Raw genomic sequence first — 16,086 nt, 5'->3', positions numbered from 1 at the left:
CTACGAAACGCCAGCTAAAGACCGGATAGCCGTTGCTTCACGAATACGTAAAAGCTGCTTGAGTAAGGCTTCTAGCTGTGCCAGCGGTACCATGTTAGGCCCGTCGCTGGGCGCATTGTCGGGATCTTCGTGAACTTCCATAAACAGAGCGTCCACGCCAATCGCCATAGCAGCCCGAGCCAAAGGCGGGACAAACTGACGCTGTCCACCCGACTGGGTGCCCTGCCCACCGGGCATTTGTACACTGTGAGTTGCGTCAAATACGACGGGATAACCTAAATCTCGCATCTGGGGCAAAGCGCGAAAGTCTACTACCAGGGTGTTGTAGCCAAAGCTGGTACCGCGTTCGGTCAGCAAAATATTTTTGGCACCGCCCGCTTCTAACTTAGTGACTACATTTTTCATGTCCCACGGGGCTAGAAACTGTCCTTTTTTAACGTTGATGGCTTTGCCCGTGGCAGCGGCGGCCATTAGTAAGTCTGTCTGGCGGCAGAGAAAAGCTGGAATCTGCAAAATGTCGGCGACTTCGGCTACGGGAGCAGCTTGATAGCTTTCGTGAATATCGGTAACTACGGGTACCCCCACTTCCGTTTTGACGCGCTGCAAAATTTCTAAGCCAGTTTCAAGCGACTGACCGCGAAAAGAGTTAATTGAAGTGCGATTGGCTTTGTCAAAAGAGGATTTGAAGATAAATGAAACACCCAGGCGATCGCAAACTTTACGAATCTCTGTCGCCATTTTGAGCGTAAAGTCGGCTGACTCGATAACGCAGGGGCCACCTAGCAAAGCCAGGGGGCAATCATCTCCAATAACCAGGCTGTCGGTGATTTGAGATCGAATCATGAAGCTACCTTTTGAGCAATAAACGACTGAGCGTGAGTTAAATCGTCCGGGGTATTGATTTCAGGAACGGCTGTTTCGGTTTGGCTGACCGCGATGGTGTAGCCATGCTCAAGCACCCGTAGCTGCTCTAGCCCCTCACAGGCTTCGAGCGGGGTGGGGGCTAAATCGGCATACTGGGCGAGAAAGTCGCGCCGAAATGCATAAAGCCCCAAGTGATGATAAACCGGGGCAGGGCCAGGATTGCGGAAGTAAGGGATAGGCGATCGCGAGAAATAAAGCGCGTGCTGCTGCTGGCTGCAAATGACTTTGACGGCATTGGGATCTGCGTAAGCCGATTCTTGCAGGGGGCAAGCTAGCGTTGTCATGTGAGGGCGCTGACCGTCTAAATAGGGCTGCACCAGTTGGGTCAGCATTTTGGCATTGACGAAAGGCTGATCGCCTTGAACGTTGACAATGACTTCGTAATCCGGGTAGCGGCTGGCGACTTCGGCCACGCGATCGGTACCCGTTTGGTGGTCGCTGCGGGTCATTTCGACCTCGCCTCTAAACTGCCGGACGCGGTGGGCAATGCGATCGTCATCGGTGGCAACGACCACCTGCTCAAAGATGGGGCAAGCTTTTGCCGCTTCATAAACCCATTGCACCATTGGGCGATCGCCCAATAAGGTCAAAGGTTTACCCGGAAAGCGTTGGGACGCATAGCGGGAAGGAATAACAGCCAGAATTTTCACAATAAACCACTCCGTGCCAGATCATGTAGTCTCAACATGCCGATGCATTGCTCCTGATCGTCTACAACAGGCAACACCGCAATTTGAGAAGGACGATTTTCCATCACTTGCAAAGCGTCGTAGGCAAGCTGCTGGGGGTTTGCGGTTGTGGGGTTTGCGGTCATGACGGCGGCGGCTGTCAGTAGCGGTAGCTCAGCGGGGTTGACTCGCTCAATCGAACGTCGCAAGTCGCCATCGGTGACGACGCCCAAAAGCTTGCCCTGGTCGTTAACGACGCTGACCGCGCCTAGTCCGCCTTCACTAATGGCGCTTACCATTTCTAACCAGCTTGCCTGAGGTGCAATTACCGGATTTTCTAAACCGCGATGCATTAAATCTTGGACGCGCAGGGTCAACCGTTTACCCAATCGCCCTGCCGGGTGGTTGAGAGCAAATTGCTCAGGTGTCAGCCCTTTGATCTGTACCAGGGTCATCGCCAGGGCATCGCCAATGGCCAAAGCCACGGTGGTACTGGTTGTCGGCGCTAGGTTGAGCGGGCAGGCTTCGCGTTCAACCGTGGCGGCTAAAGCAACGTGAGACTGCTTTGCCAACGTTGATTGCAAGTTGCCAACAATAGCAATTAAAGGCACCTGTCGCTGTTGCAGACTGGGCATCATCGCTAGCAGCTCGTCCGTTTCACCGCTGTTGCTCAGCAGCACCACAACATCGGTGGCGGCGACTACACCAAGATCGCCGTGTAAAGCATCAACCGGATGAAGATAGATAGCGCTCGTTCCCACGCTGGTCAGGGTCGCCGCAATTTTTCTGGCCACAATTCCGGATTTGCCCACGCCAGTGAGAATCACCTTGCCCTGACACTGCAACAGCAGACTAACTGCCTGATCAACCTGGTCAGAATTGAGAGATTGAGCCGCAGCGGCGATCGCATCAGCCTCTAGCTGCAGTAAATCTCTCACTTGCTGGCAGTAAGCCGTCTGCGTTTGTGGAACAATAGTCTGCATGATTTGCTTACACTTTAAAGAAGTAACAAAATAGCTAAACAGATAAATTTGATTGAAACGAAACTGAACAAGCGGCATCAGTTCTGTGCTGCCCTGTTTAGCAGCAGACGCTAACTGCCACTGACTCGCTCACAGCCTTTCAGTTAGCCGCAAACAGTTACTTAAGGTCGGTTTTAAGCCTTACATTGGCCTTCAATTGCAATAGCGATATTGAAGGCAAGAAGCTCAACAGATTCACCCATAGGTGTGTCTAACCTAGGGCAAGCCTACGAGATTTTCGGGAGATCTGTACAGGTTTAGGCAAATGACTTTACCGAAAAAATACACTCCTTTGCGGTAAATATTGAGTCTTTTAAAAGTCTTGAAATCGACCGTTTAGGCGGATATTCTATGGCTCATTTAGAGCCGTTCTCGCTGCCAATAAATCAAGTTGCTGCTTAGGTGTTTATCCCAACAAGCGATCGCTGAAAAATTTTGGATATGATAACTTCATCTAAGCGGAAGGCACTTAATAAACGCTTTAAAGATCAGCAAACCCTCACCGCTAAGGCTGACAAAATTTAGCGTCACGGCTGCCACTGCCCCCGGTAGATAGCACCCTCTACAGCCAAACGTCTATGGCATGACTGTCGCCCCTTAGAGGAAGCGGCTTAAAGGGTTGCAACCGCTGCCAAAAAACCTTTCCTTCTCCGCTCTGCTTTGGCCTTTAGCGATCGAACGTAACCATCACCCACCGCCACTCTATGACCCAACTGCCGTCCTTTTCGCTTTGGCCTGTTACCCCTGCCCAGCAGACCCCAACACCCACCCCCTTGCCGCCTGCCCCGGCTCCCCGGTGGGGGCGACGTTTGCTCTTAGCCTGTTTGCTGGCGGGTTGCTGGCTCTTACTATGGGCTAGACCAGCGGTTGGCGCGTGAGCTAATAGGCCATCATTTGCTGTAGGCTCGGCCAGTTCAGCACATGCTCTAGCAGGGTTTGATGCCCCAGGGTGTTGGGATGTAGCCCATCGGCACTCAAACGCGATCGCCACCAGCTTTCTGCCTGAGCCATCCACAATTCAAAAACATCAAGATAAGGAATACCTCTAGCCCGACAAGCGCTCTGCGTGGCCTGTTTATAGCGATACTGCTGGGCGTGAGAATAGTAGAGCACGTCTACAAACGGCATTTTAGCCTCGTCCACGGGCGGCATACCCACAAACAACACCGGACAAAGCTGCTGAGCTTGGTCGAGCAAATCGGCCAAATGCTGCTGAAAAACGTGAAATTCTGTCAGGTTGCGTCCTCCGCGTTTGCCCACCTGAGCGGAATCGTTCACCCCAACGGAAAGCAAAATCAAATCGGGCACCCGATTGCGAAGTTCTCCCCGGTAGCGAAACTCGCCTTCTAAGCGACAGGCCACCTGCTGCACCCCATCGCCTCGAACTCCCAGGTTATAAATAACAGGGCCAGGGCTTTCAGGGGCCATGCTGCGCCGCCTCAGTCGCTCAACCCAACCGCCCCCTTCTGGATCTCCAAAGCCGTAAACCAAGCTGTCTCCAATCGCCACCACCTTTTTGGGTAGGGCAGCAACGCGTTGGGCCACAGGCAAAGCTACCATAGTCATCTTTGAGAATGTCCAAACCTAGTTGACTGAGTTGTAACCGGACAGGTTGCTAAGCAAACGCAAAATTTCTACTTGGAAGGAACCCTATCATTAAGTGGCTGTACTTTTCAATTCTTTACAAAAAGGTAGCCGCGATCGGTTTGGTAAACTGAAGAGATATCCATGAAGGTTTGTGAAATCCATGCTCAAGAAGCGCTCGCCTTTCGATAACAACCAGCTGATGCGCCGTACTGAAGAATTAATCAGTGCTGCTTCTAACCGCTATCGAATTACCGTTCAAGTTGCCAACAGAGCGCAAAGACGCCGTTTTGAAGAGTTTGATGCGCTCGACGATCCGAAGATGAAGCCCGTACTAAGAGCCATTATTGAAATGTCGGATGAGCTAACTCAACCTGAGATTATCGGAGAATAATTGGCATGGCAAAGCGGCTGCGGAGTTTTAGCTGGCGATGGGGCGTGGGGATACTGCTAGCTGGCCTGTTCGCGAGTAGTGGAGCGCTGTTTGCTCATCTGCAGCCCGCTTTGGCTCAATCTCCGGCGCGGCAAATTCAGCAGGGGCAAATTTCGCAACAGGTCTATGAACAAATCCCTGACCTGCCGCTAGAAGACGATTATATAGAGACCAGTGCCGCCGCTGGCGACAGCGATCATACGCTGGTTACTCGCATTGCTCGCTATCACTACTACGTCAAAGGGCGATCGACCCAGTCTCGCTTGGATTGGAAGCTAACCCTGGCAGACTATTTGGGGGCAAATGAGCGCATTAATCCCCGGGAGTATCCCTTTGCTACTCGCTATGACCGCAATCCTTTAGCGGGTGATACAGAGGCCATTCGTGGTCTTAGCCGTCAGCAGCGCAACGACCTGATTCAAGCGCTGATAACGGCTTTTCACCCAGATCTGATGCCAGCAGAGACAGAGTCTACAGGAGCCGCTGAAACCACAGCCCCTACTCCGACCCCTATCATTACCCGACCGGGAGCGGCTGAATTGCTGCGCTAGTGCTTCATGCGTCAAATTAAGTCAGGTCAGGGGTGGCGTTTGGGCTGGGATCCGGAAGCACCGGAGTTTCGGGGATTGTTAGGGGGTGAGCACTGGGCTTTAGAGCTGACAGCAGCAGAGTTAGAAGATTTTTGCCGTCTCACGCTGCAACTGGCAACGACTTTGCAGCAAATATCAGCTGAACTGATGGCTGAAGAACGGATCACTTGTGAAGCAGAGAGCGAATTGCTGTGGCTCGAAGTTGAGGGGTATCCGCAAAGCTATAGTCTGCGTTTTATTTTGTTTACGGGACGAGGGGGAGAGGGGGCTTGGCCACCGGGTACGGCGGCTGAGGTGATTCGAGCCATTCCGGGGCTGCGGCTGTTTTAGCGTATCTCTTGTAACTGTTTTGTAATGTCGGCTTGGCGATCGCGGCTGTAGAAGCTAGGCTAAGCACGATATTGTTGGCCTAGCGGCATCAATGATTGGGGACGTCTTGCCATGAAAATTCGAGTTACGAGCGATACCCTGTTTAAGCGCAGCCCAAAGCTTTCTAAAGAGCTGTCAGAGGCTGAGAAAGTTTTTGTTAAAAATGGAACTGAATTTGAGATTGAATTTTACGTAGAAGCCGCCGATAATCACCTCAAAATTGCGCTGGCGAATCAAACGTTGGGAGCAGACGAAGCAACCGACTGGTATGTTTATAAACCCGATATTCAGCTAGAAGAATCTGCTGTAAAGCTGCAAGTTATTAGCGACACCCTGTTTAAATTGCGTCCGGTTTTGTCTAGTCAGCTTTCGGATCAAGAAAAAGTTTTTGTCAAAAACGGCACTCAATTTGATTTGCAGTCTTATTTGCCCGCTGAGGGTAATCACCTGAAAGTTGCGATCGCCAATGCTTTTTTGGGCTCAGAAAATCGCAATACCTGGTATGCGTTTAACCCTGATTTACGGGTACAAGGTTCTAGCATTACGCTTAAAGTCATTAGCGATACGCTTTTTAAGCTAGAGCCGAAACTCTCCAGCGAACTAACTGACAACGAAAAAGTTTTCGTCAAAAACGGGACTGTTTTTGAAATTACTTCCCACACCCCCGCCGAAAACGGCCACATCAAAATAGCGTTGCGCAGTGCCTTTTTAGGCCCAGAAAATCGCAACACCTGGTACGCCTATATGCCGGATGTGCAAATTGAAGGCAATGAGCCTGACAATAAACCGAAAGACTCGGCCAATACCGCGCCGCCTAATCGCGGTGCCAGCATTCGTCTGCCCGGTTTTCAAGGGGTTTACTACCTGGCTAATCCAATTTTGCCGAACGGCAACTTTACCTGGGCAGAAGCCACCCACAACGGCACCCGTATTCCCGTCAATGCGGGTGTGGTCTATGGCATTATCCGCGTGGCGAAGGCCATGGAAGAAGTGCGTAAGCGCCTCGGCGATCGCTCAATTCGGGTAAATTCTTGGTATCGAGATCCAAAAACCAATGCGGCGGTAGGTGGGGCTCGCTTTTCTCGCCATTTGTCGGGGGATGCGGTCGATTTTGTGGTTTCGGGTATCCATCCTTACGATGTCTATGATCGCTTAAATGGTTGGTGGGGTTCTAAAGGGGGCTTGGCCAGCGCGACGGTATTTACCCACATTGATACGCGTGGCTATAACGCCCGCTGGTCTTACGGATTCTAGCGGCTCAAACCGCTGGCAATACAGTAATATCGGGCAAAGGCCAGGTAAAGCGATCGCCTTTGCTGGCTCCGTCACTCAAAGGATAGAACCATGGATGTTGCATCGGGCAGTGCCACTCAAATTACGTTTTACTATCGAGATGGCCAGGTTGAGTCTTTTTTGATTCCGCAACCAGTCGGCGAACAAGCCACCACCACGTCCCAGTTTCAAATGAACACACGGCATTTGCTAGAGTCGCACTGGTGGATTTTGCACTTACCAGAGCGCACAGTGTTTATCAACACCAACAACGTCCTCAAAGTTGAAGCGACGCCGCCCATCCCCAATCTGCAAGGCCGAGATGTGCTGCCTCTAGCAGAGCAGGTGACGCCGATGCAAGCAACTTTTTAGTACAGCCACCTCTGAGAACTTCAGGCAAAACTTGATCAAGTCGGCTGAGTTTCCTATGCTATGCTTGATAAGCGTGAAGTCACGGGGCGTAGCGCAGCTTGGTAGCGCACCACTTTGGGGTAGTGGGGGTCGTGGGTTCAAATCCCGCCGCTCCGATTCAGCAAAACCCGCCAGGGATAAGCCTTACAGCTTCTGGCGGGTTTTAAGTTTTTAAAGACATTGACCAGCTAACGCCAGCAGGCTGTCGGCCAGGATCTCAACAATTATGTATCGTGGCTGCCGACTTTGGGGCGATCGGGCGATGATAGCGATGGAGGTAAGTGGATGCTAAGTCGTGCTGGCGTTCTATCGCTAATGATGATCGCGTGGGCAGGGGCTACGGCGGCGATCGCTGCTCCCCGGCCAGCCGTGGCTACCCTGAATTTGGCGCAGCATACTCCTGCTGCTGCTGAGCTGTTTACCTCAGCGGCGGGTCGTTTTAGCATTGCCTTTCCGGCGGCACCCACTTTGAGCCAACAAGACGGGGTGCAACTCTTTACCGTAGAGCTAGAAGCTGGGGCTGTGAGCTATCTCGTCGGCTACCAGGATTTGCCCCTAGCTCATTCTCAGGCAGAGGCCGCCCAGGTGCAGCAGGTATTTGATGCGGTGCGCGATCGCTTTTTGAGTAGCGGGCAATTGCTGCAAGAGCAGGCTACCCAGGTGCAGGGGTATCCTACGCGAGATCTAACGATCCAAGAAGAGACGGGTGGTTTAGCCCGATTTCAGCTTATTTGGGCCAACCAGCGGCTTTATATTGTGGGGGTGGGCGCAACGGCCACGCCGACGCTACCCGCTGAGGCAGAAGCTTTTTTTAATTCGTTTCGCATTGCCGGATCGCGGGCTGTCTCTCAGGCGGTTGAAACGACTTCTACAACCGATTTGTTTCGCCAGGGATATGCCTTCTACGAGCAAGGCGAGTTTACGGCGGCGATCGCCGCCTTTGAGCAAGCGCTAGCCCAGTGGCAACAAACAGGCGATCGCGCGGGTCAGGTGAGGGCGCTGACGGCTTTAGGCAGCACTTACAATGTTTTAGGCCAGTATGAAAGCGGCATTCGCGCTCTGGAACAGGCGCTAGCTATGAGTCAGGCGCTAGGCGATCGCCTTTCAGAAGCAATTATTCTCAACAATTTAGGGACGGCCTATGACGATCAGGGGCAATATGCCCGCGCCCTAGACTTTTATCAACAGGTGGTGGCGATTGGTCAGGCGCAGCAAGACCTAGACACTCAACTGGTCGCTCTAGGCAACATCGGCCAACTCTACGCCCAGCAAGGCTTATACAACCAGGCGATCGCTCAGTATCAGCAGGTCATGGCTTTGCTGGCTTCGGCGGCTGACGAACCCTCTAACTTTCGCCTCAATTTAGAAGGAACGCTGCTCAACAACCTGGGGGAAGCCTACTCTAACCAAGGCGACTACCCGCAAGCGCTGGACTATTATCAGCAGGCGCTAGCGCGGATTCAGCAAACAGGCGATCGCCAAGGTGAAGGCATTTTGCTCAGCAATCTTGGCGGCATTTATAACGCTCAGGGGCAATACAGGCAAGCCCTAGACTATTATCAGCAGGCGCTAGCGCGTTTGCAGCAGGTGGGTGGGCCGCTAGAGCAGGGCATTGCCTGGAATAACCTGGGGAGCGTTTACCTCAACCTGGGGCAGTATGCTGAGGCAACAGCCGCCTTTGAGCAAGCCCGTACCCTGGCCGTTCAAATTGGCGATCGCGATTCTGAAGCTACCACGCTCAGCAACCTGGGCAATTTAGAAAGCTTGCAAGGCCGCTACGAAGCCGCCCGCCAATACTATCAGCAGTCGCTCGCCATTGCCCAATCGCTGGGAGATCGCGCTGGTGAACAGGTGGCGCTGAATAATCTGGCGCAGGTTTTAGCGGCGCAAAATCAGTATGATGCTGCCATTGATCAGTTTCAGCAGGCGCTGGCGATCGCCCAGTCTTTAGGCAACGTTCCGGCTGAGGCAACGCTGCTCAACAACCTGGGCAATGTAGCCGAAAGCCGCGCCCAGTTTGCTGTGGCTGAAAGCTACTATCAGCAGTCGCTGGCCTTGCGGCAACAGCTCGGCGATCGCGTCGGCGAAGGCACCGTCCTCAATAATTTGGGCAGCACCTACACCGCTCAGGGGCAATACGGCCAAGCGCTAGCGATGTTTGAGCAGGCGCTTGAAATTGCCCAAACGCTGGGGGCAAAATTGCTAGAAGGCACTACCCTGAGCAATTTAGGGCTGGTCTATGGCGACCTCAGCCAGTATGACAAAGCATTAGCCTACTACGAGCAGGCGCTGGTGATTCGGCGGCAACTGGGCGATCGCAGCGGCGAAGCCACCACGCTCAACAACCTGGGCAGCCTGTATGGAGCCAGAGGCGATTTTGCTACTGCGCTCGACTACACTCAGCAGGGACTGGCTCTGATTGAGCAGTTGGGCGACCTCAGTATGGCAGCTAGCGCCCTGAATAATCTGGGCAGTCTGTATGACAATCAAAGCCAGTATGAAACGGCCTTAAGCTATTACCAGCAAGCCCTCGATCGCTACACCGCGCTGGATGAACAAGCAGGTATTGCCAATACGCTCAACAATATTGGCTCTGTTTATTTGTCGCAAGGCAACTATCCCCAGGCCCTCGATCGCTATCAGCAAGCACTGGCTTTGCGCCAAACAATTGGCGATCGCCTGGGAGCCGCCGTCAGCCGCAACAATTTGGGTCAGCTTTACGACAACCTGGGACAGCCCCAGCGGGCGATCGCCCTCTACCAGCAAGCGCTAGCCGATTTAACCGAAATTGGTAGTCGGGCGGAAGCGGCGATTACCTTAAACAATATTGGCGCGGCGCAAATTCAGCAGGCTCAGTACGATCAGGCGCAGGCTGCTTTGCAGCAGGCGCTGGCCATTCAAACCGAAATTGGCGATCGCGCGGGGGCGGCGGCGACGCTGAGCAATATTGGCCTGGTCTACGATGACCTACAGCAGTATGACCGAGCGCTTGACTACTACCAGCAAGCTTTGGCACTCAACCAGGCAGTTGGCGATCGCGCTGCTGTTGCCAGCGCCTTGAACAACATTGGCTTACTTTATGAGGCTCTGGGACAGCCGCAGCAGGGCATTCCCTATCTCGAACAAGCGCTGGCCATTCAAACTGAAATTGGCGACCGGGTAGGGGAAGGCATTTCGCTCACTAACCTGGGGCGATCGCAGCTAGCGTTGGGTCAGCCTGAGGTCGCGGCTCAACAGTTCAGCGCCGCCGTCGCCATTTGGGAAACGCTACGCCCCGGTTTAGCCGATGCCGAAAAGGTGTCTCTATTTGACACCCAGGCCAGCACCTACCGCCAGTGGCAAACGGCTCTGATTGCTCAAAATCAGCCGGAAGCGGCGCTGACGATTGCGGAGCGGGGGCGGGCAAGAGCTTTTGTTGAGCTGCTGGTGGGGCGGCAGGCGGAGGCGAGTTCGCTGGTTAGTGTCCCTTCGCTGGCGGAGATTCGCCAAGTTGCCCAGCGACAACAAGCCACTCTGGTTGAATATTCCTTGGTGACGCAGCAAGAACGTCCCTATCTTTATATTTGGGTCGTACAGCCCAGTGGCGACATTGGCTTTCGGCAGGTTGAGCTGCCATCTGCGGGACTAGCTCCCCTGGTGGCAGATACGCGGGTTGGGGTACGCGGGGTGCGCAGTATTGGCGTGAGCTATGCCGCTAATTCGGCACCTGATCACCCCGCGCCGCTAAAACAGCTATATGAAATTTTGATTGCGCCAATTGCCGACTGGTTGCCGACTGACCCTGGCGATCGCGTTATTTTTATGCCGCAGGGAGAGCTATTTTTAGTGCCATTTGCGGCGTTGCAAAATGCTGCGGGCGATTATCTGATTCAGCAACACACTCTGCTGACGGCACCGTCTATTCAAGTATTGGCGCTGACGCCGCCAGCCAGTGGCCGATCGCGCAGTCTGACCACCGATGTTTTGATTGTGGGCAACCCGGCAATGCCTAGCCTCTCTTTAGTCCCCGGAGAAAGGGCGCAGCCCTTACCGCCGTTACCGGGTGCTGAGCAAGAAGCCGAGGCGATCGCCGAGCTATATCACACCACTGCGATTACGGGTAGCCAAGCCACCGAAGCCGCTGTCACGGCTCAGATGCCAACGGCTCGAATTATTCATCTGGCAACGCATGGCCTTTTGGAGTATGGACTGCCCAGCGATTCGGGCATTCGGGATGTGCCAGGTGCTTTGGCGCTAGCGCCTACGGCTGAGAGTGACGGATTGCTGACAGCCCGCGAAATTTTAGACCTCAATCTCAGCGCTGATCTGGTGGTGCTCAGCGCCTGCGACACAGGCCGGGGCACCATCACTGGAGACGGCGTTGTGGGGCTTTCGCGATCGTTTATTTCCGCTGGGGTGCCGAGCGTTTTGGTTTCATTATGGGCCGTTCCGGATGCGCCTACGGCGCTGCTAATGACCGAGTTTTATCATCAGCTCCAGCAAACGGGTGATCCAGCTCAATCTCTGCGTCAGGCTATGCTGGCGATGCTAGAACGCTTTCCCGATCCGCGCGACTGGTCAGGGTTCGTGCTCAGTGGTGCTGCTCAATAAGGGAGGTGCCCAAATGAGCTACTGCATCAACCCTCAATGCTCTCAGCGGCAGAATCCTAAAGCGGCGAGTCACTGTCAGACCTGCCACACGCCGCTTTTGATTCAGGGGCGATATCGGCTACTCTATCCGCTCCGTGAACCGGATACCTGGCACGCGACCGAGGTGTTTGCGATCGCGGATGGCAACACGCCCAAAGTTTTAAAGCTGCTGAAAAATCCACGCTTGCAACCCCTGTTTCAGCGAGAAGTGGAGGCGCTACAGCGGCTTTGCCACGCGGGCATTCCAAAAGCGGCGACAGAAGATAGCTTTACGCTGTCTCTCGCTTCAGGGTTGACGCTGTATGGCCTGGTGATGGAGCAAATTGAAGGAGAAACGCTGGAGCAGTGGGTAAATAAATATGGGGCGATTAGCCAAGCTTTAGCCCTCAATTGGCTACACCAGCTTTTAGAAATTCTCAGCGTTTTGCATCAAAGCGGGCTGTTTCACCGCGACATTAAACCTTCTAACCTGATGCGGCGACCAAACGGCCAACTGGTGCTGATTGATTTTGGTACGGTGCGCCAAATTAGCGCCACCTACTTAGCTAAGGTCGGCGGCCAGCAAGATATTACCAGCATTGTTTCACCGGGGTATACGCCGCTAGAGCAAATTAACGGTAAAGCGGTACCCCAGTCTGATTTTTATGCGTTGGGGCGATCGCTGGTATTTTTGCTGACGGGGCAGTCGCCGCTGGCGCTGAGCGAAAATACGGCTAATGGCACACTCCACTGGCGGCAGCAAGCGCCTCAGGTTGAAGCCTGGTTTGCCGAATTGATTGATCAGCTCATGGCTCCGTTTCCAGGACAGCGTCCCCCTAATACTGAAATGATTTTGCAGCGACTGCGATCGCCTCAGATGACCCGCTTGCCTAATCGCTCGACGGCTCCTTGGGCAAAAATACTGGCGATCGCCAATGTCGGTTTGCTGGTGGTGCAGCTTATTGTTGGCTGGTATTGGTGGCAAGCGCATCAGGCGCGATCGCCTGGTTATAGCGGGTTGATGCCTGATTTTACAAAGCACTATGGGATAGACAATCCTGCTGAGGTCAACAGCAGGGTTGCCAGGAGGGGGTAGGCAGCCTGTTGCCAGTTCAAAGAAGGCGGACGGCGCTTAGCTGGCTGAGCCAAACTCCCCTTTGAGGGGGTCGTCATTGTCGTCGGCAATGGTTGCCACAATCGTCATCAACCGGGAAATCTCCGCCGCTGAGATATCTTCTAAAATGCGGCTGGCTAAAACTACCACGTCGTTACCCAAAATGCCAAAGCAAGCTTCAAAAGTGCCCCCACAGTTCATTTCTAGCAAGCGGCGCATTAGTTTGGCTTCTTCTGGCACAGGCAGCTTCAGCACGGTCGCCCAAACAGTGAGGGTGTCGTCGTCGGTCGTTCCTGAAAGCTGAACATAGACCTCGACGCTACCGTAGGTAAATTTCCACAGATGACCTTCATCCGTGTGGCTCACCATTGCACTTTGGTCTTGCTCCAGGCTGGAGATTACCGTTTCAATGATGTCTACATAGTTCGGTGCGATCGCGCTCTCGTCGAGATCGTTTTCTAGAGAAGATTCAAAATCGAGTTGATTGATTGCCATAGTTAAGGTTTTGTCTTTAGCTCAGCCTATTTAATCTCATTCGTTTCTAACACAGCGTCGGTCGCAAAGTTCTTTAAGGTTTAGTCAAATCCGACCGGGGCAAGCCCCATTAACTAGGTTTGCTAGCCAGAAAACCTTAAAAGCCGCTCAGCGTTAGCGCATAACTTAACACCCGTTGGTCGTCAGACTGAGCTATTTTATAGCTGTAACCCCTGCGGTTAAGACATTTAACGGGCTAAAAGTTGCTGACAGAAAAGCTTTGCTTCTGCCCTCTGCTTTTTGCCTTCTGCCTTTAGCCATAAAAGTTTCCCCTCACCCTGGCACCCTGCAATGAATAGTAGTCGCCGTCGATTCTTACGCTACGCTGTCGGCAGTAGTTTGGGGGCGATCGCCCTGGGTTGGCTGTTCGATTTTTCTCGTCAGGGGCAGGCGCTAGATCTAGAGCAGCTCTGCCTGAAATATCCCTATAATTCTCGCTGTGCTGATTATGTACCGGGTACCCCGGCGACTGACGCTGAAGGCACTGTTTACTCGGTGAGTGCTTTGCTGACGCAACAGGCTGTCGGCGATCGCGTTCGGGTTGAAGGTTTAGAAAAGCCTGCCTTTATTGTGATTACAGACGGCCCCGCGATCGCCCCTTATGGCCTTAGCGCTGTTTGCACTCACCTGGGCTGCATTGTGGATTGGAACGGAGAAGCTTTTGTCTGCCCCTGCCACGGTTCTCGCTACGATTCGCTAGGCCGGGTAACCCGCGGGCCGGCTGTTCGTTCGCTGGCGCTGATTACGGTCGCGACGGGTGACGACAAAGTGGGGCTGCTCGATCAGCCCCCTGAAGCAGATCCAAGAGAGTAGTCGCTGGGTAAGGCGCGTACCGTCCTGAGAAAGCTTTGCTAGAAAGCTAAATTTAACCGTCCATCATCGCTCTGGCCAGTTGGTTTTGCCGCTCAACGAGCAGGGGCAAATCTAGGGTTGTGAGCTGGCCTTGATCAACCACTTTGCGCCCGTTAATAAAGCTGTAGTCTACCCCATTGGTTTGGCACAAAATCAGGGCTGCTACCACGTCATGCTGTGCGCCTGCAAAGCCGAGGCGATCGGTATTGATGGCAATAAAGTCGGCTGACATACCAGGAGCCAGGTAACCAATATCATCTCGCCCTAAAACCCTTGCGCCGCCCAGAGTGGCAATTTCTAGCGCTTGGCGAGCCGTCATCGCCGCTGCGTTTTCTTCACGGACTCGCGCCGCCAGAAAAGCCATACGGGCTTCATGCATGAGATTGCCAGAGTCATTAGAGGCTGAGCCATCAACCCCTAAGCCTACGGGTACACCCTGATCCAGCATTTTACGAATGGGGGCAATGCCGCTAGCCAAACGCATGTTGCTACAAGGGCAATGAGCCACGCCTGTACCGCTGCGGCCAAATTTCTCAATTGAGCGATCGCTGAGTTTGACACAATGCGCATGCCAAACATCTTCCCCTAGCCAGCCAACCGACTCCGCGTAGTCGCCCGGTATTAGCTGAAACTGCGACAGGCTATATTCCACATCAGAGCTGTTTTCGGCTAAGTGGGTGTGCAGCCGCACCCCTGCATAGCTACGAGCCAGCTTAGCCGACTCGCGCATCAAATCTGGCGAAACTGTAAAAGGCGAACAGGGAGCCACGGTAATCCGCAGCATGGCATGACGGCTATTGTCGTGATATTGCTCAATTACCCGCTGGCAGTCGGCCAGAATGCTGGCTTCATCTTCAATGAGGTGATCGGGGGGGAGACCCCCTTTGCTTTGCCCCAGGCTCATGCTGCCCCGGCTGGCATGAAATCGCAGGCCAATTTCTTGCATAGCCTGAATTTCATCATCTAAGGTGCAGTCGTTGGGAAACAGATAGAGGTGGTCGCTAGCGGTGGTACAGCCAGAAAGCATTAGCTCGGCAGCGGCTACCTGAGCGCCAATATAAACCCCTTTTGCCGTTAGCCGTGACCAGAAAGGATAAAGCGCTGTGAGCCAGTTAAACAGGTCGGCATCTTGTGCCCCCGGTACCGCCCGCGTCAACGACTGAATAAAGTGATGGTGGGTATTGACCAGCCCTGGCAACACAACATGGCGACCTTGCAGATCTAACACCTCGTCAGCCGTATCAGGTAGCGTATCTGTAGGGCCAACCTGCTCGATTGCGCGATCGCGAATCAGTAGCGCTGCATTGCGAATTTCTCGCCGCTGCGCGTCCATCGTTACCAGCGTATGAATATTTTTAACCAGAACCGTGGCCACCTGATTTCTCCAGCCGAAGCGACACAAGCTGTAGCCTAATCGATTTTGGCGTAGATTGCAGGCATGCAGCGAACAATTTTTAGAGCAGGTAGCGTTGTTAGAGCTGTTAGCGAAAGGCAGAAGGCGAAAGGCAGAGGGCAGAAGCAAAGCGTTTTGGTCAGCGGCTTGCAGCCGTTGAAGCGGCTTAACCCTGGTGGCGATCGCTATAACCTTCTGTTGTTTTGGCCTATAAAAAATCAAGGTCTGACCCCAAAAGGCGAAAGGCAGAGGGCAGAAAGTATGAACAATTCCTGGCGATCGCCTGAGCGGTTTGCCACAGCGCATAAACGG

General features: G+C 53.5%; 15 protein-coding genes and 1 tRNA gene. 10 read left to right on the top strand and 6 right to left on the bottom strand.

The window, feature by feature from the left end; genetic code table 11:
- The 3 genes from kdsA to ACTS3T_RS12685 are packed head-to-tail and all read right to left on the bottom strand — an operon-like array spanning nt 1 to nt 2,575.
- The gene (gene kdsA / locus ACTS3T_RS12695; protein ID WP_377960895.1) at nt 1-843 is read right to left on the bottom strand and encodes a 3-deoxy-8-phosphooctulonate synthase; all 843 of its coding nucleotides are present in this window, start codon (nt 841-843) and stop codon (nt 1-3) included.
- Nucleotides 840-1,574, bottom strand: coding sequence for a 3-deoxy-manno-octulosonate cytidylyltransferase (gene kdsB / locus ACTS3T_RS12690; protein ID WP_377960898.1), 735 nt, complete (start codon nt 1,572-1,574; stop codon nt 840-842). The genes kdsA and kdsB overlap by 4 nt, the downstream gene beginning before the upstream one ends.
- Nucleotides 1,571-2,575: a KpsF/GutQ family sugar-phosphate isomerase gene (locus ACTS3T_RS12685; protein WP_377960900.1), complete on the bottom strand. Its 1,005-nt coding sequence runs from the start codon at nt 2,573-2,575 to the stop codon at nt 1,571-1,573. The genes kdsB and ACTS3T_RS12685 overlap by 4 nt, the downstream gene beginning before the upstream one ends.
- A gap of 743 nt (nt 2,576-3,318) precedes the next feature.
- On the opposite strand from ACTS3T_RS12685, the gene ACTS3T_RS12680 reads away from it, so the two are divergent.
- Nucleotides 3,319-3,492, top strand: coding sequence for a hypothetical protein (locus ACTS3T_RS12680; RefSeq protein ID WP_377960903.1), 174 nt, complete (start codon nt 3,319-3,321; stop codon nt 3,490-3,492).
- A 1-nt stretch (nt 3,493) separates the two neighbouring features.
- Here ACTS3T_RS12680 and ACTS3T_RS12675 read toward each other — a convergent pair whose 3' ends face one another.
- Entirely contained in the window at nt 3,494-4,180 is a 687-nt protein-coding gene (locus ACTS3T_RS12675; protein WP_377960905.1) for a GDSL-type esterase/lipase family protein, read from the bottom strand.
- 181 nt (nt 4,181-4,361) lie between these two features.
- Here ACTS3T_RS12675 and ACTS3T_RS12670 point away from each other — a divergent pair, with 181 nt between their 5' ends.
- The 8 genes from ACTS3T_RS12670 (at nt 4,362) to ACTS3T_RS12635 (ending at nt 12,977) form a co-directional block, all read left to right on the top strand.
- Entirely contained in the window at nt 4,362-4,592 is a 231-nt protein-coding gene (locus ACTS3T_RS12670) for a DNA-directed RNA polymerase subunit omega (RefSeq protein WP_377960954.1), read from the top strand.
- A gap of 5 nt (nt 4,593-4,597) precedes the next feature.
- Nucleotides 4,598-5,182 (top strand): hypothetical protein, encoded by a 585-nt coding sequence (locus ACTS3T_RS12665; protein ID WP_377960907.1) that lies wholly within the window; start codon nt 4,598-4,600, stop codon nt 5,180-5,182.
- A gap of 6 nt (nt 5,183-5,188) precedes the next feature.
- Entirely contained in the window at nt 5,189-5,551 is a 363-nt protein-coding gene (locus tag ACTS3T_RS12660) for a DUF1818 family protein (protein ID WP_377960910.1), read from the top strand.
- Between the two features lie 111 nt (nt 5,552-5,662).
- A complete protein-coding gene (locus ACTS3T_RS12655; protein ID WP_377960912.1) occupies nt 5,663-6,844 on the top strand; it encodes a D-Ala-D-Ala carboxypeptidase family metallohydrolase in 1,182 nt (393 codons plus the stop codon).
- A 90-nt stretch (nt 6,845-6,934) separates the two neighbouring features.
- Nucleotides 6,935-7,234: a hypothetical protein gene (locus ACTS3T_RS12650; protein ID WP_377960914.1), complete on the top strand. Its 300-nt coding sequence runs from the start codon at nt 6,935-6,937 to the stop codon at nt 7,232-7,234.
- Between the two features lie 82 nt (nt 7,235-7,316).
- Nucleotides 7,317-7,390, top strand: a tRNA-Pro gene (locus tag ACTS3T_RS12645).
- 168 nt (nt 7,391-7,558) lie between these two features.
- Nucleotides 7,559-11,863, top strand: coding sequence for a tetratricopeptide repeat protein (locus tag ACTS3T_RS12640; protein ID WP_377960917.1), 4,305 nt, complete (start codon nt 7,559-7,561; stop codon nt 11,861-11,863).
- Between the two features lie 13 nt (nt 11,864-11,876).
- Nucleotides 11,877-12,977 (top strand): protein kinase domain-containing protein, encoded by a 1,101-nt coding sequence (locus ACTS3T_RS12635; protein WP_377960919.1) that lies wholly within the window; start codon nt 11,877-11,879, stop codon nt 12,975-12,977.
- A 36-nt stretch (nt 12,978-13,013) separates the two neighbouring features.
- Here ACTS3T_RS12635 and ACTS3T_RS12630 read toward each other — a convergent pair whose 3' ends face one another.
- Nucleotides 13,014-13,490, bottom strand: coding sequence for a YbjN domain-containing protein (locus ACTS3T_RS12630; protein ID WP_377960921.1), 477 nt, complete (start codon nt 13,488-13,490; stop codon nt 13,014-13,016).
- Nucleotides 13,491-13,820: 330 nt separating this feature from the next.
- Between ACTS3T_RS12630 and ACTS3T_RS12625 the strand changes: the two genes are divergently transcribed.
- Nucleotides 13,821-14,342, top strand: coding sequence for a Rieske 2Fe-2S domain-containing protein (locus ACTS3T_RS12625; protein ID WP_377960924.1), 522 nt, complete (start codon nt 13,821-13,823; stop codon nt 14,340-14,342).
- 52 nt (nt 14,343-14,394) lie between these two features.
- Here the strand turns inward: ACTS3T_RS12625 and ACTS3T_RS12620 are convergent, their stop codons facing one another.
- Complete coding sequence (locus ACTS3T_RS12620; RefSeq protein WP_377960927.1) at nt 14,395-15,756, bottom strand: 8-oxoguanine deaminase; 1,362 nt, start codon at nt 15,754-15,756, stop codon at nt 14,395-14,397.
- Nucleotides 15,757-16,086: the final 330 nt, after the last annotated feature.

Source organism: Almyronema sp. (assembly GCF_052168255.1).
GTDB lineage: Bacteria > Cyanobacteriota > Cyanobacteriia > Phormidesmidales > Phormidesmidaceae > Sphaerothrix > Sphaerothrix epifaneia.
Note: the sequence above shows the minus strand (reverse complement) of the source record. Positions and strands in the feature narration are given on the sequence as shown.